The 24,936-nt window shown below is 62.2% G+C and carries 16 protein-coding genes, 1 tRNA gene and 4 pseudogenes; 9 read left to right on the top strand and 12 right to left on the bottom strand.

Going from position 1 to position 24,936, the window contains the following annotated elements; all coding sequences use genetic code 11:
- Positions 1 to 24: 24 nt before the first annotated feature.
- From ACHMW6_RS30485 to ACHMW6_RS30465, 5 genes and pseudogenes are all read right to left on the bottom strand, one after another.
- The gene (locus ACHMW6_RS30485; RefSeq protein WP_395402663.1) at positions 25 to 765 is read right to left on the bottom strand and encodes an SDR family NAD(P)-dependent oxidoreductase; all 741 of its coding nucleotides are present in this window, start codon (positions 763 to 765) and stop codon (positions 25 to 27) included.
- Positions 766 to 868: 103 nt separating this feature from the next.
- Positions 869 to 1,396: a cupin domain-containing protein gene (locus ACHMW6_RS30480; protein ID WP_395402661.1), complete on the bottom strand. Its 528-nt coding sequence runs from the start codon at positions 1,394 to 1,396 to the stop codon at positions 869 to 871.
- Positions 1,397 to 1,422: 26 nt separating this feature from the next.
- Positions 1,423 to 2,541, bottom strand: a complete 1,119-nt coding sequence (locus ACHMW6_RS30475; RefSeq protein ID WP_395402659.1) for an alcohol dehydrogenase catalytic domain-containing protein — start codon at positions 2,539 to 2,541, stop codon at positions 1,423 to 1,425.
- 348 nt (positions 2,542 to 2,889) lie between these two features.
- Positions 2,890 to 4,094 (bottom strand): annotated as a pseudogene (locus ACHMW6_RS30470) (ammonium transporter).
- Positions 4,095 to 4,280: 186 nt separating this feature from the next.
- Positions 4,281 to 5,021 (bottom strand): glutathione S-transferase family protein, encoded by a 741-nt coding sequence (locus tag ACHMW6_RS30465; RefSeq protein ID WP_395402657.1) that lies wholly within the window; start codon positions 5,019 to 5,021, stop codon positions 4,281 to 4,283.
- Between the two features lie 125 nt (positions 5,022 to 5,146).
- Here ACHMW6_RS30465 and ACHMW6_RS30460 point away from each other — a divergent pair, with 125 nt between their 5' ends.
- Positions 5,147 to 7,966 (top strand): M16 family metallopeptidase, encoded by a 2,820-nt coding sequence (locus ACHMW6_RS30460; RefSeq protein ID WP_395402655.1) that lies wholly within the window; start codon positions 5,147 to 5,149, stop codon positions 7,964 to 7,966.
- Here the strand turns inward: ACHMW6_RS30460 and ACHMW6_RS30455 are convergent.
- Positions 7,948 to 8,283: a hypothetical protein gene (locus tag ACHMW6_RS30455; RefSeq protein WP_395408802.1), complete on the bottom strand. Its 336-nt coding sequence runs from the start codon at positions 8,281 to 8,283 to the stop codon at positions 7,948 to 7,950. The genes ACHMW6_RS30460 and ACHMW6_RS30455 overlap by 19 nt on opposite strands.
- On the opposite strand from ACHMW6_RS30455, the gene ACHMW6_RS30450 reads away from it, so the two are divergent.
- Positions 8,186 to 10,363: a molybdopterin cofactor-binding domain-containing protein gene (locus tag ACHMW6_RS30450; protein WP_395408752.1), complete on the top strand. Its 2,178-nt coding sequence runs from the start codon at positions 8,186 to 8,188 to the stop codon at positions 10,361 to 10,363. The two genes, ACHMW6_RS30455 and ACHMW6_RS30450, sit on opposite strands and share 98 nt — an antisense overlap.
- Before the next feature lie 6 nt (positions 10,364 to 10,369).
- On the opposite strand, the pseudogene ACHMW6_RS30445 reads toward ACHMW6_RS30450, so the two are convergent.
- From ACHMW6_RS30445 to ACHMW6_RS30435, 3 genes and pseudogenes are all read right to left on the bottom strand, one after another.
- Positions 10,370 to 10,657, bottom strand: a pseudogene (locus ACHMW6_RS30445) (alpha/beta hydrolase); the annotation flags it as partial.
- Between the two features lie 13 nt (positions 10,658 to 10,670).
- A complete protein-coding gene (locus tag ACHMW6_RS30440; protein WP_395402653.1) occupies positions 10,671 to 11,444 on the bottom strand; it encodes an alpha/beta hydrolase fold domain-containing protein in 774 nt (257 codons plus the stop codon).
- A 296-nt stretch (positions 11,445 to 11,740) separates the two neighbouring features.
- Positions 11,741 to 11,815 (bottom strand) — tRNA-Phe (locus ACHMW6_RS30435).
- A gap of 931 nt (positions 11,816 to 12,746) precedes the next feature.
- Between ACHMW6_RS30435 and ACHMW6_RS30430 the strand changes: the two genes are divergently transcribed.
- From ACHMW6_RS30430 to kdpE, 7 genes and pseudogenes are all read left to right on the top strand, one after another.
- Positions 12,747 to 13,970 (top strand): IS110 family transposase, encoded by a 1,224-nt coding sequence (locus ACHMW6_RS30430; protein ID WP_395402598.1) that lies wholly within the window; start codon positions 12,747 to 12,749, stop codon positions 13,968 to 13,970.
- A 318-nt stretch (positions 13,971 to 14,288) separates the two neighbouring features.
- The gene (gene kdpF, locus ACHMW6_RS30425) at positions 14,289 to 14,378 is read left to right on the top strand and encodes a K(+)-transporting ATPase subunit F (protein ID WP_395402651.1); all 90 of its coding nucleotides are present in this window, start codon (positions 14,289 to 14,291) and stop codon (positions 14,376 to 14,378) included.
- A complete protein-coding gene (gene kdpA, locus ACHMW6_RS30420; RefSeq protein WP_395402649.1) occupies positions 14,378 to 16,165 on the top strand; it encodes a potassium-transporting ATPase subunit KdpA in 1,788 nt (595 codons plus the stop codon). The genes kdpF and kdpA overlap by 1 nt, the downstream gene beginning before the upstream one ends.
- A gap of 10 nt (positions 16,166 to 16,175) precedes the next feature.
- Positions 16,176 to 18,270 (top strand): annotated as a pseudogene (gene kdpB, locus ACHMW6_RS30415) (potassium-transporting ATPase subunit KdpB).
- Positions 18,271 to 18,283: 13 nt separating this feature from the next.
- The gene (gene kdpC, locus ACHMW6_RS30410; protein ID WP_395402647.1) at positions 18,284 to 18,868 is read left to right on the top strand and encodes a potassium-transporting ATPase subunit KdpC; all 585 of its coding nucleotides are present in this window, start codon (positions 18,284 to 18,286) and stop codon (positions 18,866 to 18,868) included.
- Between the two features lie 3 nt (positions 18,869 to 18,871).
- A complete protein-coding gene (kdpD, locus tag ACHMW6_RS30405) occupies positions 18,872 to 21,616 on the top strand; it encodes a two-component system sensor histidine kinase KdpD (RefSeq protein ID WP_395402645.1) in 2,745 nt (914 codons plus the stop codon).
- Entirely contained in the window at positions 21,616 to 22,311 is a 696-nt protein-coding gene (kdpE, locus tag ACHMW6_RS30400; protein WP_395402643.1) for a two-component system response regulator KdpE, read from the top strand. The genes kdpD and kdpE overlap by 1 nt, the downstream gene beginning before the upstream one ends.
- On the opposite strand, the gene ACHMW6_RS30395 is transcribed toward kdpE, so the two are convergent.
- The 3 genes and pseudogenes from ACHMW6_RS30395 to ACHMW6_RS30385 form a co-directional block, all read right to left on the bottom strand.
- Positions 22,312 to 23,481 carry a VWA domain-containing protein gene (locus ACHMW6_RS30395; RefSeq protein WP_395408751.1) on the bottom strand — a complete coding sequence of 390 codons (1,170 nt, stop codon included), beginning with the start codon at positions 23,479 to 23,481 and terminating at the stop codon, positions 22,312 to 22,314.
- A pseudogene (locus ACHMW6_RS30390) lies at positions 23,481 to 24,067 on the bottom strand (GNAT family N-acetyltransferase). The gene ACHMW6_RS30395 and the pseudogene ACHMW6_RS30390 overlap by 1 nt, the downstream one beginning before the upstream one ends.
- Positions 24,067 to 24,921 carry an AAA family ATPase gene (locus tag ACHMW6_RS30385; RefSeq protein WP_395402641.1) on the bottom strand — a complete coding sequence of 285 codons (855 nt, stop codon included), beginning with the start codon at positions 24,919 to 24,921 and terminating at the stop codon, positions 24,067 to 24,069. The pseudogene ACHMW6_RS30390 and the gene ACHMW6_RS30385 overlap by 1 nt, the downstream one beginning before the upstream one ends.
- Between the last annotated feature and the right edge of the window lie 15 nt (positions 24,922 to 24,936).

Here is a 24,936-nt window from a genome sequence, read left to right as displayed (position 1 = left end):
GCGGCGTTTCTGCTTTGATGCTGATCAGGCGGTCATGCCGCCATCCACGGAAAGCGTAGTGCCGGTCGTATAGGCCGACTGGTCCGACATCAGGTAAAGCACCGCCTTGGCGACATCGGTGGGTTGCCCGATGCGGCGCATGGGAATCATGTCGTCCAGCGCATGCACATTGTCGTTCATCGAGCGCATGTAGTTGGGCGTCTGCGTGGCACCGGGGCAAACAGCGTTGATGCGGATGTTCTTGCCGGCATATTCCTTCGCAACCGCCTTAGTGAGGCCAACTATGGCGTGCTTGCTTGCCACATAGTGCGCAATGCCATCCATGCCGCGCAGGCCGAAGATCGAGGCGTTGTTGACGATGACGCCGCCATTCCTGAGCATAGCCTCGACCTGGTACTTGACGCCGTAGAGCACGCCTTTGAAATTCAGGTCGACGACCCACTCGATCTCGTCGTCGCTGGTTTCGTGGATGGGTTGAAGCTTTCCGTGGCCACCGGCATTGTTGAAGGCGAAATCGAGGCGGCCGAACCTGGAGACGACGAAATCGACCATGGCTTTGTTGTCATCGCGCTTGCCGGCGTCGGCGGAGAAGATCTCGGCCTTGCCGCGGGCATCCACGATTTCCTGGCGTACGCCGGCGAGCTTGTCCTCACTGCGGCCCACCAGCACGATCGTGGCACCTTCTGCGGCGAGGGTGAGCGCAGCTGCCCGGCCCATGCCCGATCCGGCGCCTGTTACCAATCCTATTTTGTCTTGCATCAGCATGCGTGGCTCCGTTTCCTTGTTCTCACGGTCAGTGGTGAATGAAACAGTGACGAAAAACCGGCCGTGGTCGTTGACGGGCTGACGTGGGCCGTTTCGGTTTAGCTCAGGCACCAATCAGCACCGAAAGCATCACTGCAGGCGATTCGCTGCGGTTACGCCATGCGTGGCGCGTGCCATTCTGGATCACGATGTCGCCAGCCTTGAGGTGGCGGACGTCACCGTCATCGAGCTCCAGCCAGAGTTCGCCCGACAGGATAACGTCATAGTCGACGGTCTGCGTGCGATGAAAGCCCGAACCATCCGTATCGAAGGTCTCGGCGAGGCCGGGTAGGTACTTCGCGTATTCTTCGCCGGCGGCAACTGGATTGAAGCTGGGCGAGGCTGTGACGCTATCCGGCGGGAACTGCACCACGATCAGCCGGGTGCCGTGGGGGGCGGGCAGCGCCGAGCGGCTGTTGGCAACCGGGTCGCGCCAATCGAAGGGCAACACGGGCACAGCCCGTGTGGTGGCCCAGGCCAGCGTGGTCCGAAAACCGGGCACTGCTGCGTAGTCATGCGTGTTCTCTGCCGGACCGTCGGAAACAATGACGGATTTTCCGTTGCGTTCGCCGGTTACGATGCGTCTTACCATATCAATCTCCCTGTTCTGCGTGCGTTTTACTGCTGCACGATCACGACGTTGACGAATCCGCCTTTGCGCTGCTCGGCATCGGCCAGCGCTTCGTTGGCCTGTTCCAGGGCATAGCTGTGATGCTCGAAAATGTTCAAGTCCAGCGTGCCGGCGGCGGCCATATAGGCGAGGTCCTGTCCTTCCGCGACCGAGAACCACAGCGAACCGATCACGCTGAGCTGCGAGCACATCATTTCGTGCAGGTTGAGCGGCAGCGGGTCTGACATAGCGCCAACCTCGACCAGCCGGCCGCCACGACGCAGAGCTTTGATGCAGTCCAGTGTGACCTGATGCGATGCGCCCGGACCGATGGCGTCCAGTACCGCATCCACGCCGACGCCGTCGGTTTCCTCGCGCGCCCATGCGCCGAGGTCGCCGTTACCGTGCGCGAAGGTGCGAATGCGCTGCGGATCAAGCTGACGTACGCGCTCAAGCAATTCGGGGTTGCGCGCGACACAGAGGATCTTCACCGCGCCCATCGCACGCGCAATCTGCACTGCGCCCAGACCCAGCGTGCCGCTCGCGCCGCTGATCAAAAGTGTCTTTCCAGAGCTGATGCCGGCTTTGCGCAGGCCAGAATAAGCGGTTCCCAGATAACCGAAGCGCGCGGCCTGTTCGAAGCTCACCGCAGGCGGTAGTTTGACGAGGCCGTCGGCCGGCGCGGTTGCGAATTCGCTGAAACCGCCATACGGGTACTGCTCGTAAATCTGCTTCGAGCGTGGACCAAAACCGAAATAGCCCTGGAATGTGTAAGCCACGCAGTTGGTCCATTCGCCGCTACGGCATGCATGGCATGATCCGCAAGAGCGCCCCGGATTGATGTACACGCGGTCCCCCGGCGCGATCCCGGTAACTGCACTGCCCACTTCCGTCACGACGCCGGCAGTATCGAGGCCATAGATCGCAGGCAGATCCGGCACGGTCAGGTAGGAGCGTTCGCCGTAGTGGCTCATCACATTGCGCAGGTTAGGGACAACACCGGACGCCTTCACGTCTACCAGCACATCGGTCGGGCGCAGCAGCGTTGGACGCGGAATGGTATCCAGGCGGAAGCGCCCGCTCGGTTCATGTACACGCATTGCGCGCATATGGTTCGAAGAGTTCATTTGGTCTCCTGTTGATGATTATTGAGAAGAGGGTATTCACATGCGCATAAGCCGGCACTCCACACACCGCACGACCTATCCAGTAAATGCGGAAAGTGACATCAAAAGCAAAAGCCCCGAAAGCTGATATTCAGCTTTCGGGGCTTTGTTCCCGCAGGTCGTCTTTTATGCGGCCGCGTGCGATTGCTGCGCTGGCATCGCCGCGGCCGGCGACGCAGGGCTGTCAAACAGGGACTGCTTGACCCTGGGTTCCCCTGGCGCCCCAGTACATTGGGTACCAGTCTGACGTTTGGCCGGAGCCTGCCTTCGCTTCCACGAATGTGTGGCGCGCACGACGCGCCAGCGCTCTTACCAATTCGATTCGCGCTCCGGCGTGGACGAAATATGGTGGATGGAGCAGAATCGGCCCCCTGGAATTCCTGCTCGGGATCCAGGCGGATGCCGACCGTGCGCTTGAGCACGCCGTACACCAGGGCGCCGCCCGCCAACGCGATCACCACGCCGAGCACGGTGCCAGCCAGCTGGGCGCCAAAGGAGATGCCGCCGATGCCGCCCAGCGCCTTCAGGCCAAAGATGCCGGCTGCGACACCACCCCATGCGCCGCACAGGCCGTGCAGGGGCCAGACGCCGAGTACGTCGTCGATTTTCCAACGGTTCTGGGTCAGCGTGAACATGGCAACAAAGATGGCGCCGGCAATGCCACCGGTAGCCAGCGCGCCCAGCGGATGCATCAGGTCGGAGCCGGCGCAAACGGCGACCAGGCCGGCCAGCGGGCCGTTGTAGGCGAAGCCTGGATCGTTCTTGCCCATCAGCAGCGCAACCAGGGTGCCGCCGGCCATGGCCATCAGCGAATTCATGGCGACCAGGCCATTGATCTTGTCCAGCGTCTGGGCGCTCATCACGTTGAAGCCGAACCATCCAACGGTCAGCACCCAGGCGCCCAGCGCCAGGAAGGGGATGGACGAGGGCGGGTGCGCGGCGATGGCGCCGTTTTTTGCATAGCGGCCGCGGCGCGCGCCCAGCAGCAGCACGGCGGGCAGCGCGACCCAGCCACCAACAGCGTGCACGACAACCGAGCCGGCAAAATCATGGAATTCGGCGCCGAATGTAGCCAGCAGCCAGGCTTGCACGCCGAAGCGCTGGTTCCAGGCAATGCCTTCGAAGAATGGATAGACCAGGCCGACCAGCACGGCGGTGGCGATCAGTTGCGGCTGGAAGCGTGCGCGCTCGGCAATGCCGCCGGAAATGATGGCGGGGATCGCAGCGGCAAAGGTCAGCAGGAAGAAGAATTTCACCAGCTCGTAGCCGTTGTGCGCGGCCAGCACCGGGGCGGCGTCGAAAAAGTTCACGCCATAAGCCACTGCATAGCCGACAAAGAAGTAGGCGATGGTGGAGACGGCCATATCGGCCAGGATTTTTACCAGTGCATTGACCTGGTTCTTCTTGCGCACCGTGCCCAGCTCAAGAAATGCAAAGCCGGCATGCATTGCCAGGATCATGATCGCCCCCAACAGGATAAAGAGTGCGTCGTTGGCGCTTTTCAAACCTTCCATCCCCAAAACTCCCCAAAAAAGTGCAAGACAAAAAATAAAGTCTGAACTGGTAAGCAAAAAACATTCCAATTTGGTGCGGGAAGCTAAGTGCTTGATTTGGCGATAGAGGAAGGGCGCGCGTGCACCGGGATGATGCGCCCTCGTGGGGAGTGCCTGATTTTGGTGCGTCGGCCGGGGGGCGCACCGCTAGGCGACCGACCAGTACCGCTTCCAGATGCGATCGTGATAAGCGATCAGTGCCGGCTCGCTCAGCACATAGTCGTGAATCGGGCTAAGGAATGGGTAGCGTATTTCGGCGTGCAGGAAGGCAAATGCGGTGGCGTCGATGGTATTCGGCGCGTCGCCGAAGAGGAAGGGCTTATCGCCGAGAATTGCCTTTGCCGACTTCCAGACCTCGATACCCATCGCGTTGATTTCTTCAATCGTGTGGCGTGCTGTTCCCTGTTGCCATGCCTGCCGGCGGAGCTTGTTTCTCGCCATGGGAAGGATCACCGGAGCCAGCAAGGAAAGCAGCGGCTGTTGCCAGCCGGGTGTGATACGCCTCGCATAATCCAGCAACAGCGGTTTGTAAGTATTGAAATTAGCCGGCACGCACCACCGGACGAATAGAACGACAAAGTAAAGATGCTGCTCGAATAATGCCGTCAGGGCGGCCGATACGGCGCGATTGGTTTCGGAGAGGTTGTCGTCGGAGATGGCTTGCGGGTGGAGCTGGCGCAGGCGCCGGATAATGAGGGAAGAATCGGGGACGAGTTCGCCGTTTATCCTGGCTACCGGCAGTTTTTTATATGGCATGTCCCGGTTGGTCCCAGTGCGCGTTTCGTAGTCGATGCCCGACATGCGCAGCCATGTCTCCAGCTTGACCACAAAAGGGCTGATATCCGGAGACACCTTGGGTTCTGGATGACCGTACTTGTACACAATCATGGCCTTCCCCTTTTATATTTTTCTATAAGAAATCATGACACGTGCCGGCGTCGATAAAATTTTTCAAAGGCAAGCATTTCGGATTATATAATTGATAACCTTATTTCCGTGGGGGAGTCTCAAGAATGAAGTTACTTACCGCCATCATGCTCAGCGCAGGGATCCTGTCGCCCGCCTTCGCCGCCGAGCCGGCTGTTCCGGTCAAGACTGCCGCTGCCAAGACTGCCGCAGTCAAAGTCACCTCGGTCGAGGGGATGAGCGAGTACCGCCTGGCCAACGGCCTGCGCGTGCTGCTGTTCCCGGATGCGAGCAAGCCGACCCTGACCACCAACATCGTCTATATGGTGGGTTCGCGCCACGAGAACTATGGCGAGACCGGTATGGCCCACTTGCTGGAGCACCTGCTGTTCAAGCCGACGGCCAACTTCGGCATCAAGAAAGGCACGAAGACGCCGGTGGAAGTGCTGAACCAGATCGGCGGCCGCTTCAATGGCACCACCTGGTATGACCGCACGAACTACTTCGCGACCTTCCCCGCCAACGACGACAACCTGAAGCAGATGCTGGCGCTGGAAGCCGACCGCATGGTCAACTCGCCGATCAGCCAGGACGACCTGTGGAACAACAAGACCCAAAAAGGCGAAATGACGGTCGTGCGCAATGAGTTCGAAAGCGGTGAGAGTGATCCATTCCGCGTCACGCTTGAGCGCACCATGTCGGTTGCCTTCGACTGGCACAATTACGGCAAATCGACCATCGGCGCCCGCTCCGATATCGAAGGTGTGAGCATTGACCGCCTGCGTGCGTTCTACAAGCGCTACTACCAGCCGGACAATGCGATCCTGATGGTCGCGGGCCGCTTCGACGAAGCCAAGGTGCTGGCCCAGATCAACGATCTGTTCGGGAAAATTCCAAAGCCGACCCGCGTGCTGGCGCCGACCTATACCGCGGAGCCGACCCAGGACGGCGAGCGTTCCGTTACCATCCGCCGCACCGGTGGCACCCAGATCGTGGCGACCGGCTACCACGTTGCCCCGGCCAGCCATGCCGATGCGGCAGCCTTGCAGGTGCTGGGACGAATCCTCGTCGACGCACCCAGCGGCCGCCTCCACAAAGCCCTGGTGGATGCCAAGCTGGCGTCTTCCGTGATGGATCTCGATTTCAACCACATGGAACCGGGCTACCGCCTGTTCGCCGCCGTGGTGCCGAAAGACGGCCAGACCGCAGCGGTTGAAGACGCGATGCTCAAGGCGCTGGAGGACACGAAGTCCAACCCGGTCAGCGAAGCCGAAGTGGCGCGTGCCAAGGCCGCGATTGCCAAGGATATCGACCTGATCGTGAACGACACTGCTCGTTTCACGATCGCACTGACCTCCGCGCAGGCCGCCGGCGACTGGCGCCTGTTCTACCAGCGCCGCGACCAGGTCGAGAAAGTCGATGTGGCAGCTGTGCAGGCAGTGGCGGTCAAATACCTGAAACCGTCGAACCGGACGCTGGCGCGCTTCATCCCGACCGATGCGGCCGACCGCACCGAAGTGCCGATGACGCCGGACGTCGCCGCCCTGGTCAAGGACTATAAGGGCCACGCGGCGATCGCACAGGGTGAAGTGTTCGATCCGAGCCCGGACAATATCGAAAAGCGCACCCAGCGTTCGGTCCTCGCCAACGGCATGAAGCTCGCGCTGCTGCCGAAGAGCACCAAGGGCAATACCGTAAGCGCTACCGTGCAGCTGCGCATGGGCACTGCCGAGAACCTGGCCGGCAAGGGCACCATCGGCGCCTTGACCGCGTCGCTGTTGACGGATGGCACCGAGCGCCTGTCGCGCCAGGAAGTCAAGGATGCCTTCGACAAACTGAAAGCCAACGTCAACATCCGCGGCAACGCCGAAGGGGTGACGGCCACCGTGACCACCACGCGCGACAATCTGGCGCCGGCGCTGGATCTGTTGGGCGAATCGCTGACCAAGCCGGCGTTCACCGCCAAGGACTTCTCCGAGCGCCAGCGCGAGTTCACCTCCGGCACCGAACAGCAAATGACCGAGCCGCAGCCGCTCGCCAACAATGCGCTGCAGCGCATGACCGACGCTTTCCCGGCAGGCCACGTGCGTCATGTCCCGACCTTGCAGGAGCAACTTGCGGCCGAAAAAGCCGTGACTTTGGAGGAAGTCAAAGCCTTCCACAAAGCCTACTACGGCGCCGGCAATGCTACCCTGGCCGTGGTTGGCGACTTCGATGCTGCTGCCGTGAAGGAGCAGGCGGCCAGGCTGTTCGGCAATTGGAAGGCGGAGCAGCCCTATGTCCGCATTGCCAGCATCATGAAGCCCGTGGCGGGTCAGAGCGTAGCGTTGGAGACGCCCGATAAGGCCAACTCGGTCCTGCTCGCCATCCAACCGGTGCCGTTGAAGGACGATGCGGCGGTCTATCCAGCCCTCCTGATGGGCAACTACATGCTGGGCGGCGGCGCATTGCGCAGCCGGTTGGCGGACCGCATCCGACAGAAGGAAGGCTTGTCTTACGGGATCGGTTCTCAATTGTCCGTGCCATCGCGCGATCCGGCCGGCCTGTGGCTGGCCTTCGCGATCAGCGCGCCGCAAAACACCGTCAAGGTTGAAGCCGCGCTGCGCGAGGAGCTGGACAAGGCGCTCAAGGAAGGCTTCACCGACGCCGAACTGGCCGATGCCAAGAAAGCCTGGCTGCAATCGCAGGAAGTAGGCCGTACCGCTGACGCCGGCCTGGCCGGCCGCCTGGCGAACTACCTGAGCTTCGACCGCACCATGGCTTTCGACAAGGACCTGGAAGCCAAAGTTCGCGCGCTGACCGTGGCGCAGGTCAACGAAGCCCTGCGCGCGCACCTGAAGCCTGAAGCCGTTTCCGTGATCAAGGCCGGCGATTTCGCCAAGGCCGCTGCCGGCGCATCCGCTTCGCCTCAGGTTTCCAAGCCATAAACGACTTCCGACGCTGAAATCAAACGCCACCTGCGGGTGGCGTTTTCATTTTTAGCTGGCAGATTTTGCAAAGCAAATTGGTGAAATTTGTAATATTGCAAAAAATGGCCAAAGCGTATGATTTTTCGATCATCCGCCGGCCCGGCGATTGCCGGGGCAGCAGGACGCCGCCAGTACGTTCGCCTGAGGAGCCGCATGCGAAATAAATGGATCAAGCATGTGGCCTTGCCACGTTCAACCCAAGGAGTCATCTCGCGCCGCGGCTTTCTGAAAGCCGGAACGGTTGCCACAGGTGGACTGATACTGGGCTTTGTCATGCCCTCCGCCAGCCACTTGGCGCAGGCTGGCGGCGCGGCCGTGCCTTCAGCGCCCAATGCCTTCCTGCGCATTGCGCCAGATGGCACTGTCACCGTGATGGTCAACCGTCTCGAATTTGGGCAGGGTGTGGATACCGCGCTGCCGATGCTGATCGCAGAAGAACTTGACGCCGACTGGCAGCAGGTGCGCAGCGAACTGGCGCCGGCCGATGGCCCCTATAAGGATCCGCGCTTCGGCATTCAGATGACTGCCGGTTCGATTTCGGTAGCGCATTCGTTTACTCATTATCGCGAAATCGGCGCGCGCGCCCGCGCGATGCTGATCGCTGCCGCAGCTGAACGATGGCAAGTCAAGCCGGAGCAGTGCACTACCGCCAGGGGCGTGGTGCTTGGTCCGAATGGCCAGCGGGCCGGCTACGGCGCGCTGGCCGACGCGGCCATGAAGCAGCCGCTACCAGTCGCCGTCCAGCTAAAGGAGACCAAGACCTTCCGGTACATCGGCAAACCGGTCCAGCGCGTGGATGCACGCGCCAAGTCGTGCGGCAGCCAGCAGTTCGGCATCGATTTCACGCTGCCCGGCGCCAAGGTGGCAGTGGTCGCGCGGCCACCGGTATTCGGCGCCAGGGCAGGCAGCGTGGACGCCAGCAAGGCAAACGCCATCAAGGGCGTGATCGATGTGATTGAAGTGGGTACCTGCTGCGGTGGCCGCGGTGTGGCGGTGATCGCCGATGGCTATTGGCCCGCCACGCAAGGCCGGAACGCGCTTGCGATCAGTTGGGATACCAGCAATGTGGAAAAGGTCAGTTCCGATCAACAGATGAACGCCTACCGTGCGCTTGCCAACACCCCTGGTGTGCCGGCCGTGGTGGCGGACGTCGGCAAGCTGGCATCTGCGCCCAGGAAGATCTCGGCGGTCTATGAGTTCCCCTACCTTGCGCATGCGCCGCTGGAGCCAGTCAATTGCCTGGTCGATCTCCAGGCGGACCGCTGCACGGTATGGACCGGTTCGCAATTCCAGACCCTGGACCATGCCGCCATCGCTGCCGCCACGGGTCTCAAACCGGAGCAGGTCGTCCTGCATACCATGATGTCGGGCGGGAGCTTCGGCCGCCGTGGAGTCAGTACCTCGGACGATCTGATCGAAGCGGTCAATATCGCCAAGTCCTATAAACGCGGCCCGCTGAAAGTGATCTGGAGCCGCGAAGACGACATCACGGGCGGCTATTACCGTCCGTCGCATGTCCACAAGGTCGATATTGGCCTGGATGAACTGGGTGGCGTCCTGGCCTGGAATCATGTGGTGGTTGGCCAGTCCATCAGTGCCGGGACGCCATTCGAATCGGCATTGGTGAGAAATGGCGTCGACGCCACGACGATCGAGGGCATCGGTGAAACCTATGCATTGCCGGTGAATCTGACAGTCCATCACGTCAAGGTCAACGTGCCGGTACTGTGGTGGCGTGCGGCGGGTTCGTCCCACACCGCCTTTGTCATGGAAACCTTGCTCGATGAAGCCGCCCATGCAGCAGGAGTCGATCCGGTTGTCTACCGCCGCAGCTTATTGAGCGGGAAGCGTTCACGCCATCTGGCTGCGCTCGATCTGGCAGTGGCCAAGTCCGGCTATGGAAAGAAAAAGCTGGCCAGGGGCCATGGCTGGGGAGTGGCGCTGCATGGCGTATCTGGCAGCGTGGTGGCCTACGTGGTGGAGGCCTCGGTGAGAGATGGCGTGCCCCGGCTGCACAAGGTCACGGCTGGGGTTCATTGCGGCGTCGCGGTCAATCCTCTGACAATTGAAGCGCAAGTGCAGGGGGCGGTGCTGATGGCCGTCGGCACCACCTTGCCGGGCTCTGCCATCACGCTCAAGGATGGCATCGTCGAACAGCGGAATTTTGACACCTACACCGTGGCGCGCATGCCCGACATGCCGCAGGTGGAGGTGTTCATCGTTCCGTCAAATGACCCGCCGACCGGCATTGGCGAGGCGGGACTGCCGCCACTGGCGCCGGCCTTCGCCAACGCCATCTTCGACATCACCGGCAAGCGTCTGCGCAAGCTGCCGTTTGACTTGGGATCGGCATGAGGTGCACTAGCGTTTCTGAGGACGGCCTAACTGGGTTTGGAAAAACCTGGCCATGACGTCGAACGCCTCCCTCGACTCAGGCAGGTCCACGTTGCCGAAAAATCCGTGGCCCATGCCATCCCAGACATGTAGGTCGGCGCGTACGCCAACCTTGGTGAGAAGGCGGTGCGTATTGATCGCCGAGCTCAATTCGCCGGAGCGGGATCCGGTAATAAATAGAGTAGGCGGGAAGCGGGACAGGACTGCCAGCGATTCCATTGGCGACATCAGCGGATCTGCCAGGTCATGATCGCCGTAATAGAACCGTTCATTGAGCGACGGGGGGCGTTGCCAGTCCCTGTATCGGCTTTTGCCAGAACCAACTGTCGCCGCCCCATCGGGCGTCCGCGGACGCGCAGAAAATGCCGGCTGCCGCTGGCGCCGGCAAGCCCTCTTTCTGGAACCACGCGAGTGACTGCGCAGTGAGCAGGCCGCCGGCTGAACATCCGTAGATACCAATGTTCTGTGGTTTGTGGGTTTTCAACAGTTCACGATAGACGGCCGCGACATCCTCGCTAGCGGCAGGAAAGGTCGCTTCTGGCGCTTGCCGGTAATCGAGTGTTACAACCTCGATCTTGGCAAGTGCCGCCAACGGAATCGATTCATTGAGGCCGCCAGTTGCGGCATTGGCCAGGACGAAGCCGCCACCGGAGAGATTGATCAGAATCTTGCCCCGGTTTTGTTTCGGAACGCCTGCCAAGGGCATGACGCGATACGCGTGAACTCCGGCGATGGTCACTTCCTCGGTTTTGGCCGGATAGAGTTCCTTGATATGTTGAATCCAGGTAGAGTTCCCGGCCGCTGCGCGCCGCTGAGCCGGGGTCGCGCCGCTCGTCACCAGGGATGCCCACCCATTGCTGTCTTCAGAAACCTCCCGTGGCAGCGCTTTTTTCGCTTCTGCGCTCATGTAAGGTGATGGCGGCAGGCGGTAGGAAGGCACAACCACCGTACCGTCCGATTCAATCACTCCCACAGTGACCTGTGCTTGAACGCTGGTCGCAATTAACGCCTGCAGCATGGCCAACCTGACTTTATGCAGCAAGATCATCTCGTTCTCACGGTAATGAAATTGCTCAAATTATATGAGCGGCATTGGCCGCCTTAGTGCACTTGGGAAATTTCGCAACCGGAGCTCAGCAAATTCATACTCCGGCTTGACGAGAAAAGCGTTGGTCACCGATGGAACAGGATGATCTGCGTCGGTTGGCCGGGCGTCGCGATGCTGCCAACCTCGGTCAATTGGCCGTCAGCCCCCACCGAATATTGAAAGAGCGGACAAACGGAGCTGAGAACGAAAAACGCCGACCTGGATGGGTCGGCGTTTTCACTTTTTATTCTTGGTGGCCCGGGCGGAATCGAACCACCGACACAAGGATTTTCAGTCCTCTGCTCTACCAACTGAGCTACCAGGCCAAGAGGCCGCATTATAGCAGGCCGATAGCGGATTGCAATAGTCCTTTTTTCGGGTTCTTCACGGATTTCCGGGAAGGCGATACGTCGCAGGCGCTTACGGCGGCCATTTCGCTCAGTGCCGCTCGTGCGCTGATTGCCGTTGATATTTAAGACGACCGGCGCGCTTGGCACGTTTTCGCGCGAATCGCTTGGATATAGGGCACTGGCCCGCGCGGCGGGGTGACTCAAGTCACGGGTGCGCTTTCCGATAGCCGCACTGCGGAATGTGCGGCGTTGCGCAACGCGCCGCTCCCGGTCTTGCGGCGAGCGATCGGCCGGAACACTGTCTCCGATCATGCGCGCTATCGCCGCTTGCCGCGCTGACCGACAGACATCGGCAAGCAGCCACTCTTCGTTGCCGGGCAGGCAGCGTTCGGCCTGCCGGCGCTGGCTGGACATAATTGCGGATCGCCTCGCAGATGAACGGCTCCAGTGCTAGAGAGTCCGACCACAGCTGGCCGGTGAATTCGCCCAGGGCTTCCAGAATATCGCTGGGCACGCGGATGGGGTAGGCAAGCGTAGACATGACTTGTGTTCGTTGGAGTCAGGTAGCGCAAATTAGTTCCCCGAATAGTGCTAACGCGGACGAAATAGCGATGACCAGTGCGGAGTAGCACCAGATATCGCGTTTTAGTAACAGGCATGGCGGAGCACACCGCCGCCCCGGAGGATGAAAGAAACTAGACTGGGGAGAGAAAGCGGCGGATCGAGATCGTTGTGTTTTTTTGCGGTCAGACCCCGTTAGTAACATGATCCCTTGACCTGATCCGTACCCCGGATTGCTTCCTAGAGAGCGCACGCTAAAAAGGCCGTGGGCGCTTCGGTGCCCTCAGGCAGACTTCAGGCCACATCCGCCGCTTTCCTCCATCAGTGTAAAACAGCGGGAGGTCATGTGGAACTGCAAACACTCTACAAACGCGTGATTGGCCTGGATGTGCACCAGAGCCAAATCACTGCCTGCGCCTTAATTGAGGAAGCCGACGGTACGCAACGGATTGAGCAGCGGCAATTTGGTGCCTTCAAGCGACATCGCCAGGAGCTCGCAGCTTGGGCAGCCGCTCTGAAGCCTGACGAAGTCGTGATGGAAAGTACCGGCATTTACTGGAAGAGCCCTTATGCAGCGCTGGAAATGGTGGGCATTCAGGCCAAAGTGGTCAATGCGCGTCACGTCAAGAATGTCCCTGGGCGAAAAACCGATGTGGCAGACGCGCATTGGCTGGCCATGCTGGCGCGGGCAGGCCTGCTACGCGCCTCTTTCGTGCCACCCACTGCATTGCGCGAATTGCGTCTTATCGCGCGACAACGACAAAAACTGGTTGGCCAACTAGCTTCGGAAAAGAATCGCCTGCATAAAATACTGAGCGATGGCGGCATCCGCCTGAGTGTCGTCGTCAGCGATGTGTTTGGACAATCGGCCCGTGCCATGGTCAAAGCCATTATTGTAGGTAAGGCGCCCCATGAAATACTCGATCTGGCTGGGCGCCGCTTTAAAGCCAGCAGAGAAGAACTGTTCGACGCTGTGCAAGGAGACTTGAGCCGGAGTCACCGCTTTGTACTGGATGAGCTAATGCGACATATCGACGAAATTGAGGCACGCATCGCTCGCTTCGACGCACGCCTGCTCAGCGAACTGGCCAATGAGCAGCCCAAGCTAAAATTGCTGCAGACCATGCCCGGTATCGATCTAATAGGCGCAGCCATGCTGCTGGTAGAAATCGGTACTGACATGTCGCTGTTCAACAGCGCTGACCGCCTCGCCTCCTGGGTGGGTATCTGTCCGGGCAATAACGAATCTGCTGGTAAGCGGAAAACTGGCAAGGCCGGCAAAGGCAACAACTACATCCGTCGCCTGCTGTGCGAGTTTGCACATGCTGCCAGCCGCACCAAATGCGTCTTCAAATTGAAGTTCCAAGCCATGAAATTGCGACGAGGGTATAAGCGCGCTATCGTCGCCGTCGCTCACAAGATGCTGCGCACCATCTATTACATCCTCAGGCGCGAACAACCTTATCGCGATAGCAGTGCCGATTATGAGGCCATGTCGGTGCAGCGCAATGCCCCGCGCTGGTTCAAGGCGCTCAACAAATTTGGATACATCAAGCCAGTTCAAGCCTGATTGCCGTCCGAGTTAATACCACACTGGCCTTTGGTGAGTCAGGTACTAGCTCGCCCTGATACCTGATTCTTTCACGCTAAAAACCGAAAAATCAAGTACCCCTCCCTATACGCGCTTTGCGGGAAGCCTTTTTACACCTTGTTTACACAGCCCTGCCATGTCTTTACACCGATTTTAGACATCGCTCGATAAGCTGACAGTGTCAAAACATAACCTTTCGGGGAAAGAAATGGACCTTGTATATATCGGCGCAATCGTCGCCTTTTTCGCGCTGATGGCCGCCATGGCCGCTGGCTGCGACAAGCTGGGAGGCCAGCAATGAACGCCTTTTACTTCATCGGCGCCGTCGCCACCGCCGGCCTGCTGGTCTACCTGCTGGTGGCCCTGCTGAAAGCGGAGGACCTGTAATGAATACCGCGTCCTTCCTGTTGCTGGCCCTGTTCCTGGTCGTGCTGCTGGCCGTGGCATGGCCCCTCGGCTACCTGCTGACGCGCGTAGCCGATGGCCGCAGGATTCCCGGCATGGGCTGGCTGGCGCCGGTCGAAAAGCTGTTGTACCGCGCCGCCGGCGTGCCGCTCGACGCCGGACGCCAGGGCATGGGCTGGAAAGCCTACGCCATGGCGCTGTTAGTGTTCAACGTACTGGGCACGCTGTTCGTCTATGGCGTGCAGCGCCAGCAATCCTGGCTGCCGCTGAACCCACAGGGCATGGCCAATGTGAGCGTCGATTCCTCCTTCAATACCGCCATCAGCTTTGCGGCCAACACCAACTGGCAGGGCTATGTGGGCGAACAGACCATGAGCTACTTCAGTCAGATGGTCGCGCTGAGCGGACAGAATTTCTTCTCCGCCGCTACCGGCATTGCCGTTGCCTTCGCGCTGATCCGCGGCTTTGCTTCGCGCTCGGCGCGGTCGATCGGCAACTTCTGGGTGGATCTGACGCGCGTGACCTTGTATGTGCTGCTGCCGCTGTCCTTCGTGTTCGCCATCTTCCTGGTCGGGCAGGGCGCCATCCAGAACTTCTCGGCGTACAAGGAAGTGCCGCTGCTGGAGCCGGTGACCTATTCGGTGCCATCGACTTCCCCGACCGGCCAACCGGTGACGGTGGAGCAGACGGCAACCATCCAGACCATCGCCATGGGACCGGTCGCGTCGCAGGAAGCCATCAAGATGCTGGGCACGAATGGCGGCGGCTTCTTCAACGCCAACTCGGCCCACCCGTATGAAAATCCGACCCCGCTGGCGAACTTCTTCCAGATGATCGCGATCTTCCTGATCCCGGCGGCGCTGTGCTTCGCCTTCGGCCAGCTGGTCGGCGACCGCCGCCAGGGCTGGGCCGTGCTGGGCGCCATGACCATCATGTTCGTGGTCGCGACGGCAGTCATCATGGGCGCCGAGCAGCAGGCGCATCCCGCGCTGCAGGCCATGGGCGTCGACCAGTCGGCGAGTGCCCTGCAGGCCGGGGGCAATATGGAAGGCAAGGAAACGCGCTTCGGCATCAGCGCTTCCACGCTGTTCGCAGCCGTTACCACCGCAGCTTCGTGCGGCGCCGTGAACGGCATGCATGATTCCTTCACGCCAATCGGCGGCATGGTGCCGATGCTGCTGATGCAGCTGGGCGAAGTGATCTTTGGCGGCGTTGGCTCCGGCCTGTACGGCATGCTGATCTTCGCCATCATGGCCGTGTTCATCGCGGGCCTGATGATTGGCCGCACACCGGAATACCTGGGCAAGAAGATCCAGTCCTATGAAATGAAGATGACATCCATCGCCATCCTGGTGACGCCTGTTCTGGTGCTGGCTGGCACGGCGGTGGCCGTGATGCTGGACGCCGGCAAGGCCGGCGTGGCCAACCCAGGCGCGCACGGCTTCTCCGAGATCCTGTATGCCTTCAGCTCCGCCGCCAACAACAACGGCAGCGCCTTTGCCGGCATCTCGGCCAACGTCCCGTTCTACAACGTCATGCTCGGCATTGCGATGTGGTTCGGCCGCTTCGCCATGATCGTGCCGGTGCTGGCCATTGCCGGTTCGCTGGCCGGTAAGCAGCGCCTGCAAGCCAACGCCGGAACCATGCCGACCCACGGCCTGATGTTCGTGTTCCTCCTGGTGTCCGTCGTGCTGCTGGTAGGCGTGTTGAATTACGTTCCTTCCCTGGCCCTCGGCCCGGTGATCGAACATCTGCAACTGTATAAATAAGGAGCGCAAAATGTCGCATACCCAAGCGATTGCAGCCCAGCCGGGCCAGCGCCTGAAACTCTTTGACGCGCAGCTGGTGCTGCCCGCCATCGCCGATTCCTTCCGCAAGCTGCACCCGCGCGTGCAGCTGCGCAGCCCCGTGATGTTTGTCGTCTATGTGGGCAGCATCATCACCACGCTGCTGTATGTGCAAGCCCTGTTCGGCCAGGCCGAAGCGAGCCCCGGCTTCATCCTGGCGACCACGGTCTGGCTGTGGTTCACCGTGCTGTTCGCCAATTTTGCCGAAGCGCTGGCGGAAGGCCGCAGCAAGGCGCAGGCGGCGTCGCTGCGCAGCTTGAAACAGAGCGTGAGCGCCAAGAAGCTGGCCGCGCCGAAGCACGGCAGCAGCTGGCTGCCATGCCCGGCCACTGACCTGCGCAAGGGTAATTACCTGCTGGTCGAAGCCGGTGACGTGATCCCCATCGACGGCACCGTGATCGAAGGCGTTGCGTCGGTGGATGAAAGCGCCATTACAGGCGAATCGGCGCCTGTGATCCGTGAATCGGGCGGCGACTTCTCGTCCGTGACCGGCGGCACGCGCGTGTTGTCCGACTGGCTGGTGGTGCAGGTGACATCCAATCCCGGCGAGACCTTCCTCGACCGCATGATCGCCATGGTCGAAGGCGCCAGGCGCAAGAAGACGCCGAACGAAATTGCCCTGACCATCCTGCTGGTGGCGCTGACCATCGTCTTCCTGGTCGTGACGGCAACCCTGTTGCCAATGTCCATGTATTCCGTGGAAGTGGCGAAAGCCGGCACGCCGATCACCATTACCGTGCTGATCGCACTGCTGGTCTGCCTGATCCCGACCACCATCGGCGGCCTGCTGTCCGCGATTGGCGTTGCCGGCATGAGCCCGCATGATGCAGGCGAACGTGATCGCCACTTCCGGCCGCGCCGTGGAAGCGGCGGGCGATGTGGACGTGCTCCTGCTGGACAAGACCGGCACCATCACGCTGGGCAACCGCCAGGCATCGGCGCTGTTCCCGGCGCCCGGCGTGTCCGAGCGTGAACTGGCGGACGTGGCGCAACTGGCGTCGCTGGCCGATGAAACGCCCGAAGGCCGCAGCATCGTGGTGCTGGCCAAGCAGAAGTTCAATATCCGCGAACGCGAGCTGTCTTCGATGCACGCCGTGTTCCTGCCTTTCTCCGCCCAGACCCGCATGAGTGGGGTGGACCTGGACGGCCGCGAAGTGCGCAAGGGCGCCGCGGAAGCCGTGCGCAAATATGTGGAAGGCAACGGCCAGTCCTGGCCTGCCGAAGTGGCGTGCGCCGTGGAAGAAGTGTCGCGCCGCGGCGGCACGCCGCTGGTAGTGGCCGACAGCGGCCGCGTGATGGGCGTGATCGAGCTGAAGGACATCGTCAAGGGCGGCATCAAGGAGCGCTTCGCCGAACTGCGCCGCATGGGCATCAAGACCGTGATGATCACCGGCGACAACAAGCTGACCGCCGCCGCGATTGCCGCCGAAGCGGGCGTGGACGACTTCCTTGCTGAGGCGACGCCGGAAGACAAGCTGAAACTGATCCGCAGTTACCAGTCCGATGGCCGCCTGGTCGCGATGACGGGCGACGGCACCAACGATGCTCCTGCACTGGCCCAGGCCGATGTGGCCGTGGCCATGAGTTCCGGCACGCAGGCTGCCAAGGAAGCCGGCAATATGGTGGACCTGGATTCCAATCCGACCAAGCTGCTGGAAATCGTGGAAATCGGCAAACAGATGCTGATGACGCGCGGCTCGCTGACCACCTTCTCGATCGCCAACGACGTCGCCAAGTATTTCGCCATCATCCCGGCTGCCTTCGTCGGCACCTATCCGCAGCTGAAAGCGCTGGACATCATGCAGCTGGCCAGCCCGGATTCGGCCATCATGTCCGCCGTGATCTTCAATGCGCTGATCATCGTATTCCTGATCCCGCTGGCACTGAAGGGAGTGCGCTATCGCGCCATCGGCGCCACCGCGCTGCTGCGCCGTAATCTGCTGATCTACGGCGCCGGTGGCCTGGTCCTGCCGTTCATCGGCATCAAGCTGATCGACCTGCTGCTGGCAGCCTTCAACCTCGTTTAAGCAGGAGTACACCATGATTTCGACTATCCGTCCCGCCCTGGTGCTGTTCGCCGGACTGACCCTGGCCTGCGGCGTACTGTATCCGCTGGCCATCACCGGCGTCGGCGCGGCGGCCTTCCCGCAGCAGGCGGCCGGCTCCATGATCGAAGTGGGCGGCAAGGCCGTGGGCTCGTCCCTGATCGGCCAGCAGTTCACATCGCCGAAATACTTCTGGGGCCGCCCGTCGGCGACCGGCCCCATGCCGTACAACGCCAGTGCTTCTTCCGGCTCCAACCAGGGCCCGCTGAATCCGGCCTTCACGGACGCGGTCAAGGCCCGCATCGAAGCGCTGCAAGCGGCCGATCCGGCCAATAGCGCGCCGATCCCGGTCGACCTGGTCACCGCCTCCGGCAGCGGCCTCGATCCGGAAGTCAGCCTGGCTGCGGCTGAGTATCAGCTGAACCGCGTGGCCGCCCAGCGCCGCATGGCGCCGGAGCAGGTGCGCGCGCTGGTGCAGCAGCACGCCGGCAGGCAGTATTTCGGTTTCTTCGGCGAGCCGCGCGTCAATGTCCTGGAACTGAATCTGGCGCTGGACGGCAAAACGACGCATACTCGCTGATATATGATGCCGAACGACGACGACCGACCCGATCCCGATGCGCTGTTGGCGCAGGTGCAGGCGCAGGAACGCAAGGCTGCGCGCGGCAAGTTGCGCATCTACTTCGGGGCGTCGGCGGGCGTCGGCAAGACCTACGCCATGCTGTCGGCCGCCCGCAAGCTGCAGGCGGCCGGCCAGCACCTGCTGGTCGGCGTGATTGAAACCCACGGCCGCAGCGAGACGGCGGCACTGGTGGACGGCCTGCCGCTGCTGCCGCTGCGCGCGGTGGAATACCGCGGCAAGACCCTGCACGAATTCGATATCGACGCTGCGCTGGAGCGCCGTCCTCCGCTGATCCTGATCGACGAGCTGGCGCACTCGAACGCGCCCGGCTCGCGCCATCCCAAGCGCTGGCAGGACGTCGAGGAATTGCTGGAGGCGGGCATCGATGTTTTCAGCACCGTCAACGTGCAGCACCTGGAAAGCCTGAACGACGTGGTGAGCGGCATCACCGGCATCCAGGTCAACGAAACCGTGCCGGACACCGTCTTCGACGCCGCCGACGAAGTGGTGCTGGTCGATATCCCCGCCGATGAACTGCTGGCGCGCCTGAAGGGCGGCAAGGTCTATCACGCGACCCAGGCCGAGCGCGCCGCCCGCAATTTCTTCCGCAAGGGGAACCTGATTGCGCTGCGCGAGCTGGCGCTGCGCCGCACCGCCGACCGCATCGAAGACGATGTGCGGGCCTACCGCGTCGAACAGTCGATCGACACCATCTGGAAGACCGGCGCCTCGGTGCTGGCGCTGGTCGGCCCGCGCCCCGGCAGTGAGCAGGTGGTGCGCAGTGCGGCGCGCCTGGCCGGGCAACTGGGCACCGAATGGCATGCCGTGTACGTTGAAACGCCGGGCTTGCAGCGTCTGCCCGCGGCCGAACGCGAACGCATCCTGAAAACGCTGAAGATGGCGCAGGACCTGGGCGCCACCACCGCAGTCCTGTCCGGAAACAGCATTGCCGCCACGGCCGTCGACTATGCGCGCAGCCATAACCTGTCGCGCATCACGATGGGCCGCGGCCACCTGACCTGGCCCTGGCGCCGTTCGCATATCCGCAGCCTGGCGCACATGGCGCCGGATATCGACCTGATCGAAGTTTCCGTAGCCGAGCGCGACGAAACCTCGCGTGGCGTCGCCGCTGCCGGCTCCGGCCGCGATGAGGTGGATGACGCGGACTCCAGCCATGCGCGGTCGCGCGCCATCGGCTATGGCATGGGCGCCGCCGCCAGCATTGGCATGGCCCTGCTGGCCACGCCGTTGCTGGCCTACCTCGACCTGGCCAACATCGCCATGCTCTTCCTGCTGGTCGTGCTGCTGGTGGCCGTGAAATTCGGACGCGGCCCGTCGGTGCTGGCGACCTGCGTCAGCGTGGCCTGCTTCGACTACTTCTTTGTCGCGCCGCGCTTCAGCTTTGCCATCTCCGACCTGCAGTACGCGATCACCTTCGGCGTCATGCTGGCGGTGGGACTGATCACCGGCCACCTGACGGCCGGCCTGCGCTTCCAGGCAAGGGTGGCGGCGCATCGCGAATCGCGGGCGAGGGCGCTGTACGAATTCGCCCGCGAACTATCCGGCGCGCTGCAGACGGAGCAGATCTTCGAGACCACGGCGCGCTTTGTACAGTCCACCTTCCGTGCCCATGCCACGCTGCTGGTGCCGGACAACGACGGCCGCCTGCATCTGCCGCCGGGCGCGTCGCCGCCGCCCGGACTGGACGAGGGCGTTGCCCAATGGGCTTTCGACCATGCCGATAGTGCCGGCACGGGCACCGATACGCTGCCGGCCAGCGCCCTTTACTACATGCCGCTGGTAGCGCCGATGCGCACGCGCGGCGTGCTGGCGATCGAGCCGGCGCAGCGGCGCTGGATCTTCATCCCCGAGCAGCGGCAGCACCTGGACACTTTCGCGGCCCTGGCAGCCATCGCGCTGGAGCGCGTGCACTATATCGAAGTGGCGCAGGAAGCCTTGGTCAGCATGGAATCCGAGCGCCTGCGCAACTCGCTGCTTGCCGCGCTGTCGCATGACCTGCGCACGCCACTGACATCGCTGGTCGGCCTGTCCGAATCGCTGGCGGGCTCGAAACCGCCGCTGACGCCGGCGCAGCTGGACCTGGCGCGCTCGCTGCACGACGAATCGCTGCGCATGAGCGCCCTGGTAGCCAACCTGCTGGACATGGCGCGCATCGAAAGCGGCGAACTCCGGTTCAACCTGCAATGGCAGCCGCTGGAAGAAGTCGTGGGCAGCGCCTTGCGCTGCAGCGCGTTGCAACTGAAGCAGCACAAGGTCGGCACGCAGCTGCCGCATGACCTGCCGCTGCTGCGCTTCGACGCCGTCCTGATCGAGCGCGTGCTGTGCAACCTGCTGGAAAACGCCGGCAAATACACGCCGCCGGGATCGTCCATCGTCATCCATGCCGTGCAGCGCGGCGAATTCGTGCGCGTGATGGTGTACGATAACGGCCCCGGATTGCCGCGCGGCCGCGAGGAAGCGATTTTCGAGAAATTCACGCGCGGCGAGCGCGAATCGGCCAAGCCGGGCGTCGGCCTGGGACTGGCCATTTGCCGCGCCATCGTGGAAGCCCACGGCGGCACGATCGAGGCAGCGAAATCGCCGATCGGCGGCGCCGCCTTTGTCTTTACGCTGCCGGTTGGCACGCCGCCGGAAATGCCGGACCTGCCCGAGCCGCCCTCCGAACGCATGGAGAATGAACTGTAATGACTGATATCGCGCCGACCGCCCTGCTGGTGGAAGACGAGCCGCAAATCCGCCGCTTCGTGCGCGGGGCGCTGGAAGAGGAGGGCTGGCATGTGCATGAATCGGCCAGCATGCAGCGCGGCCTGATCGACGCCGGCACGCGCCGCCCCGACCTGGTGATCCTCGACCTCGGCCTGCCGGACGGCGACGGCATCGACTTCATCGGCGACCTGCGCAAGTGGTCGAACGTTCCGGTGATCGTTCTGTCCGCGCGCGTCAACGAGGCGGACAAGATCCGCGCCCTCGATGCCGGCGCCGACGATTACCTGAGCAAGCCCTTCGGCGTTGGCGAACTGCTGGCGCGCGTGCGCGCCACGCTGCGCCGGCAGCGGCAGCCGGAGGCCAACAGCGCCGGCCAGATCCAGTTCGGCGAAGTCAGTGTCGACCTGCCGAACCGCCGCGTGACGAAGGGCGGCCAGCCGGTGCACCTGACGCCTACCGAATACCGCCTGCTGTCCGTGCTGGTGGCCAATGCCAACCGGGTGATGACAGCGCCGCAGCTGCTGCGCGCCGTCTGGGGGCCGGCGCAGTCGGACAACAGCCACTACCTGCGCATCTACATGGGCCACCTGCGCCACAAGCTGGAAGACGATCCCGCCCAGCCGCAATACCTGCTGACCGAAACGGCGGTCGGCTACCGCCTGCAGCTGCCCTGACTATTTGCTGAGCAGGCGCATGGCCCGCTCCAGGCCTTCGATCGTGATCGGAAACATGCGGTTGTTCATCAGCTGGCGAATCACCGTGATGGACTGGCGGTACTGCCACAGGCCTTCAGGCTCGGGATTGAGCCAGACGAATTTGGGGAAGGTATTGGTGAAGCGCGTCAGCCATTCGCTGCCCGCTTCCTCGTTGTTGTATTCGACCGAGCCGCCCGGCTGCAGGACTTCGTAGGGGCTCATGGTCGCATCGCCGACGAAGATCAGCTTCGTGTCCGGCGTGTACTTGCGCAGCACGTCCCAGGTGGCAAAGCGCTCGGAATTGCGGCGGCGGTTGTGCTTCCACAGGTAGTCATAGACGCAGTTGTGGAAGTAATAGAACTCCATGTTCTTGAACTCGGACTTGGCCGCCGAGAACAGCTCCTCGGCGCGCTCGATGTGGTCGTCCATCGTGCCGCCCACGTCCATCAGCATCAGCACCTTGATATTGTTCTTGCGCTCGGGCTGCATCTTGATGTCCAGCCAGCCGGCGTTATTGGCCGTGGCGCGGATGGTCTGGTCCAGCGCCAGTTCCTCGGCCATGCCCTCGCGCGCGAAACGGCGCAGGCGGCGCAGTGCCACCTTGATATTGCGCGTGCCCAGTTCGCGTTCCGAGTCGTAGTCCTTGTAGCTGCGCTGCTCCCACACCTTGACTGCCGTGCGGTTGCCGCCCTTGCCGCCGATGCGGATGCCTTCCGGATTGGTGCCGCCATTGCCGAAGGGGGAAGTGCCGCCGGTGCCGATCCAGCGGTTGCCGCCTTCGTGGCGTTCCTTCTGCTCCTTGAGGAGCTGGTTCAGGCGGTCCATCAGCTTGTCGTAGCCGAATTTCTCCAGCTGGGCGATCTGCTCCTCGGTCAGCTCGCGCTTCATGCGCTGCAGCAGCCAGTCCAGCGGGATCTCGCCCTTGGTGTCGAACACGCTGCTGATGCCCTTGAAGTAGGCGCCGAAAGCGCGGTCGAACTTGTCGTAGTTCGCTTCGTCCTTGACCAGGCACAGGCGCGACATGTAATAGAAGTCGTCCAGCGACGGTTCCAGCACCTGCTTCTCCATCGCCTCCAGCAGCGTCAGAAACTCCTTGATGGTGACGGGGATTTTCGCGTCTTTCAGCGTGAAGAAGAAATCGATGAGCATCATGCCCTCCGGTCGAGCAGGTAGCGCAGGTGGGCGCGGATCTCGGGCCATTCGCCGCGCACGATGCTGTACATGACGGTATCGCGCACCGTGCCGTCGCGGCGCATCATGTGGTGGCGGATCACGCCATCCTTTTCGCGCCCAGGCGTTCGATGGCCTTCTGCGACGCGTGGTTGAAGTTATCGGTGCGGAAGCCGACCACGGCGCAGCCCAGCGTGTCGAAGGCATGCGTCAGCAGCATCAGCTTGCAGCTGGTGTTGACGTGGCTGCGCTGCACGCTCTGGCGGTACCAGGTGTAGCCAATCTCCACGCGGTCCACGGTCGGCAGGATGTCGTGGTAGCTGGTGGTGCCCAGCACGCGGCCGGACGCCGCCTCGGTCACGGCCCAGGCCAGACGGGAAGGGCGCATTTCCAGCGCGGTGGCGATGTACTGCGCCACCTGCTGCGGCTCCGGCACGGAGGTGATGCGCAGCTTCCACAGTTCGCCGTCCTGCGCGGCCTGCAGCAGGCCGTCCGCATGCTCCGGGCCGAGCGGCTCCAGGCGGATGCCGTCCAGTTCCAGCGTGACCGGGGCAACGGCAATCATCAGCGGTTCGTCCGCGACATGAAGACCAGGCGCTCGAACAGGTGCACGTCCTGCTCGTTCTTCAGCAGGGCGCCGTGCAGCGGCGGCACGATGGACTTCTGGTCCTTGCTGCGCAGGGCTTCCGGCGGAATGTCCTCGGCCATCAGCAGCTTGAGCCAGTCCAGGAATTCGGAGGTGGACGGCTTTTTCTTCAGGCCCGAGACTTCGCGCACTTCATAGAAGGTCTGCAGGGCGGTCGCCAGCAGCTCCTGCTTCAGGTGCGGGTAGTGGACCTTGACGATGGCTTCCATCGTGTCCTTGTCCGGGAATTTGATGTAGTGGAAGAAGCAGCGGCGCAGGAAGGCGTCCGGCAGTTCCTTCTCGTTGTTGGACGTGATGATGACCAGCGGACGGTGCCTGGCCGTGACCATTTCGCGCGTCTCGTATACATAGAACTCCATGCGATCGAGTTCGCGCAGCAGGTCGTTGGGGAATTCGATATCGGCCTTGTCGATTTCGTCGATCAGCAGCACCACCGGTTCCGGCGAGGTGAAGGCTTGCCACAGCACGCCCTTGACGATGTAGTTATGGATGTCGCGCACGCGCTCGTCGCCCAGCTGCGAGTCGCGCAGGCGGGACACGGCGTCATATTCATACAGGCCTTGCTGGGCCTTCGTGGTCGATTTGATATGCCACTGCATCAGCGGCATGTTCAGCGCGGCGGCCACTTCCTCGGCCAGCATGGTCTTGCCGGTGCCGGGTTCACCCTTGATCAGCAAGGGACGTTGCAGGGTCAGGGCGGCATTGACCGCCAGTTTCAGGTCATTGGTGGCGACGTAGTTGTCGCTGCCCTCGAAGCGCTGCGGTGCTTGCATGGTGCGGGTTTCCTG

Source organism: Pseudoduganella sp. UC29_106, from assembly GCF_044055365.1.
In the GTDB taxonomy this organism is placed as follows: Bacteria; Pseudomonadota; Gammaproteobacteria; order Burkholderiales; family Burkholderiaceae_D; genus Rugamonas.
Note: the sequence above shows the minus strand (reverse complement) of the source record. Positions and strands in the feature narration are given on the sequence as shown.

Excerpts from the sequence above, each read along its gene's own strand:
- ACHMW6_RS30485 (WP_395402663.1), bottom strand. The coding sequence starts at position 765 with ATGCTGATGCAAGACAAAATAGGATTGGTAACAGGCGCCGGATCGGGC.
- ACHMW6_RS30480 (WP_395402661.1), bottom strand. The coding sequence starts at position 1,396 with ATGGTAAGACGCATCGTAACCGGCGAACGCAACGGAAAATCCGTCATT.
- ACHMW6_RS30475 (WP_395402659.1), bottom strand. The coding sequence starts at position 2,541 with ATGAACTCTTCGAACCATATGCGCGCAATGCGTGTACATGAACCGAGC.
- ACHMW6_RS30465 (WP_395402657.1), bottom strand. The coding sequence starts at position 5,021 with ATGATTGTGTACAAGTACGGTCATCCAGAACCCAAGGTGTCTCCGGAT.
- ACHMW6_RS30460 (WP_395402655.1), top strand. The coding sequence starts at position 5,147 with ATGAAGTTACTTACCGCCATCATGCTCAGCGCAGGGATCCTGTCGCCC.
- ACHMW6_RS30455 (WP_395408802.1), bottom strand. The coding sequence starts at position 8,283 with ATGACAAAGCCCAGTATCAGTCCACCTGTGGCAACCGTTCCGGCTTTC.
- kdpF (WP_395402651.1), top strand. The coding sequence starts at position 14,289 with ATGAACGCCTTTTACTTCATCGGCGCCGTCGCCACCGCCGGCCTGCTG.
- kdpA (WP_395402649.1), top strand. The coding sequence starts at position 14,378 with ATGAATACCGCGTCCTTCCTGTTGCTGGCCCTGTTCCTGGTCGTGCTG.
- kdpC (WP_395402647.1), top strand. The coding sequence starts at position 18,284 with ATGATTTCGACTATCCGTCCCGCCCTGGTGCTGTTCGCCGGACTGACC.
- kdpD (WP_395402645.1), top strand. The coding sequence starts at position 18,872 with ATGATGCCGAACGACGACGACCGACCCGATCCCGATGCGCTGTTGGCG.
- kdpE (WP_395402643.1), top strand. The coding sequence starts at position 21,616 with ATGACTGATATCGCGCCGACCGCCCTGCTGGTGGAAGACGAGCCGCAA.
- ACHMW6_RS30395 (WP_395408751.1), bottom strand. The coding sequence starts at position 23,481 with ATGCTCATCGATTTCTTCTTCACGCTGAAAGACGCGAAAATCCCCGTC.
- ACHMW6_RS30385 (WP_395402641.1), bottom strand. The coding sequence starts at position 24,921 with ATGCAAGCACCGCAGCGCTTCGAGGGCAGCGACAACTACGTCGCCACC.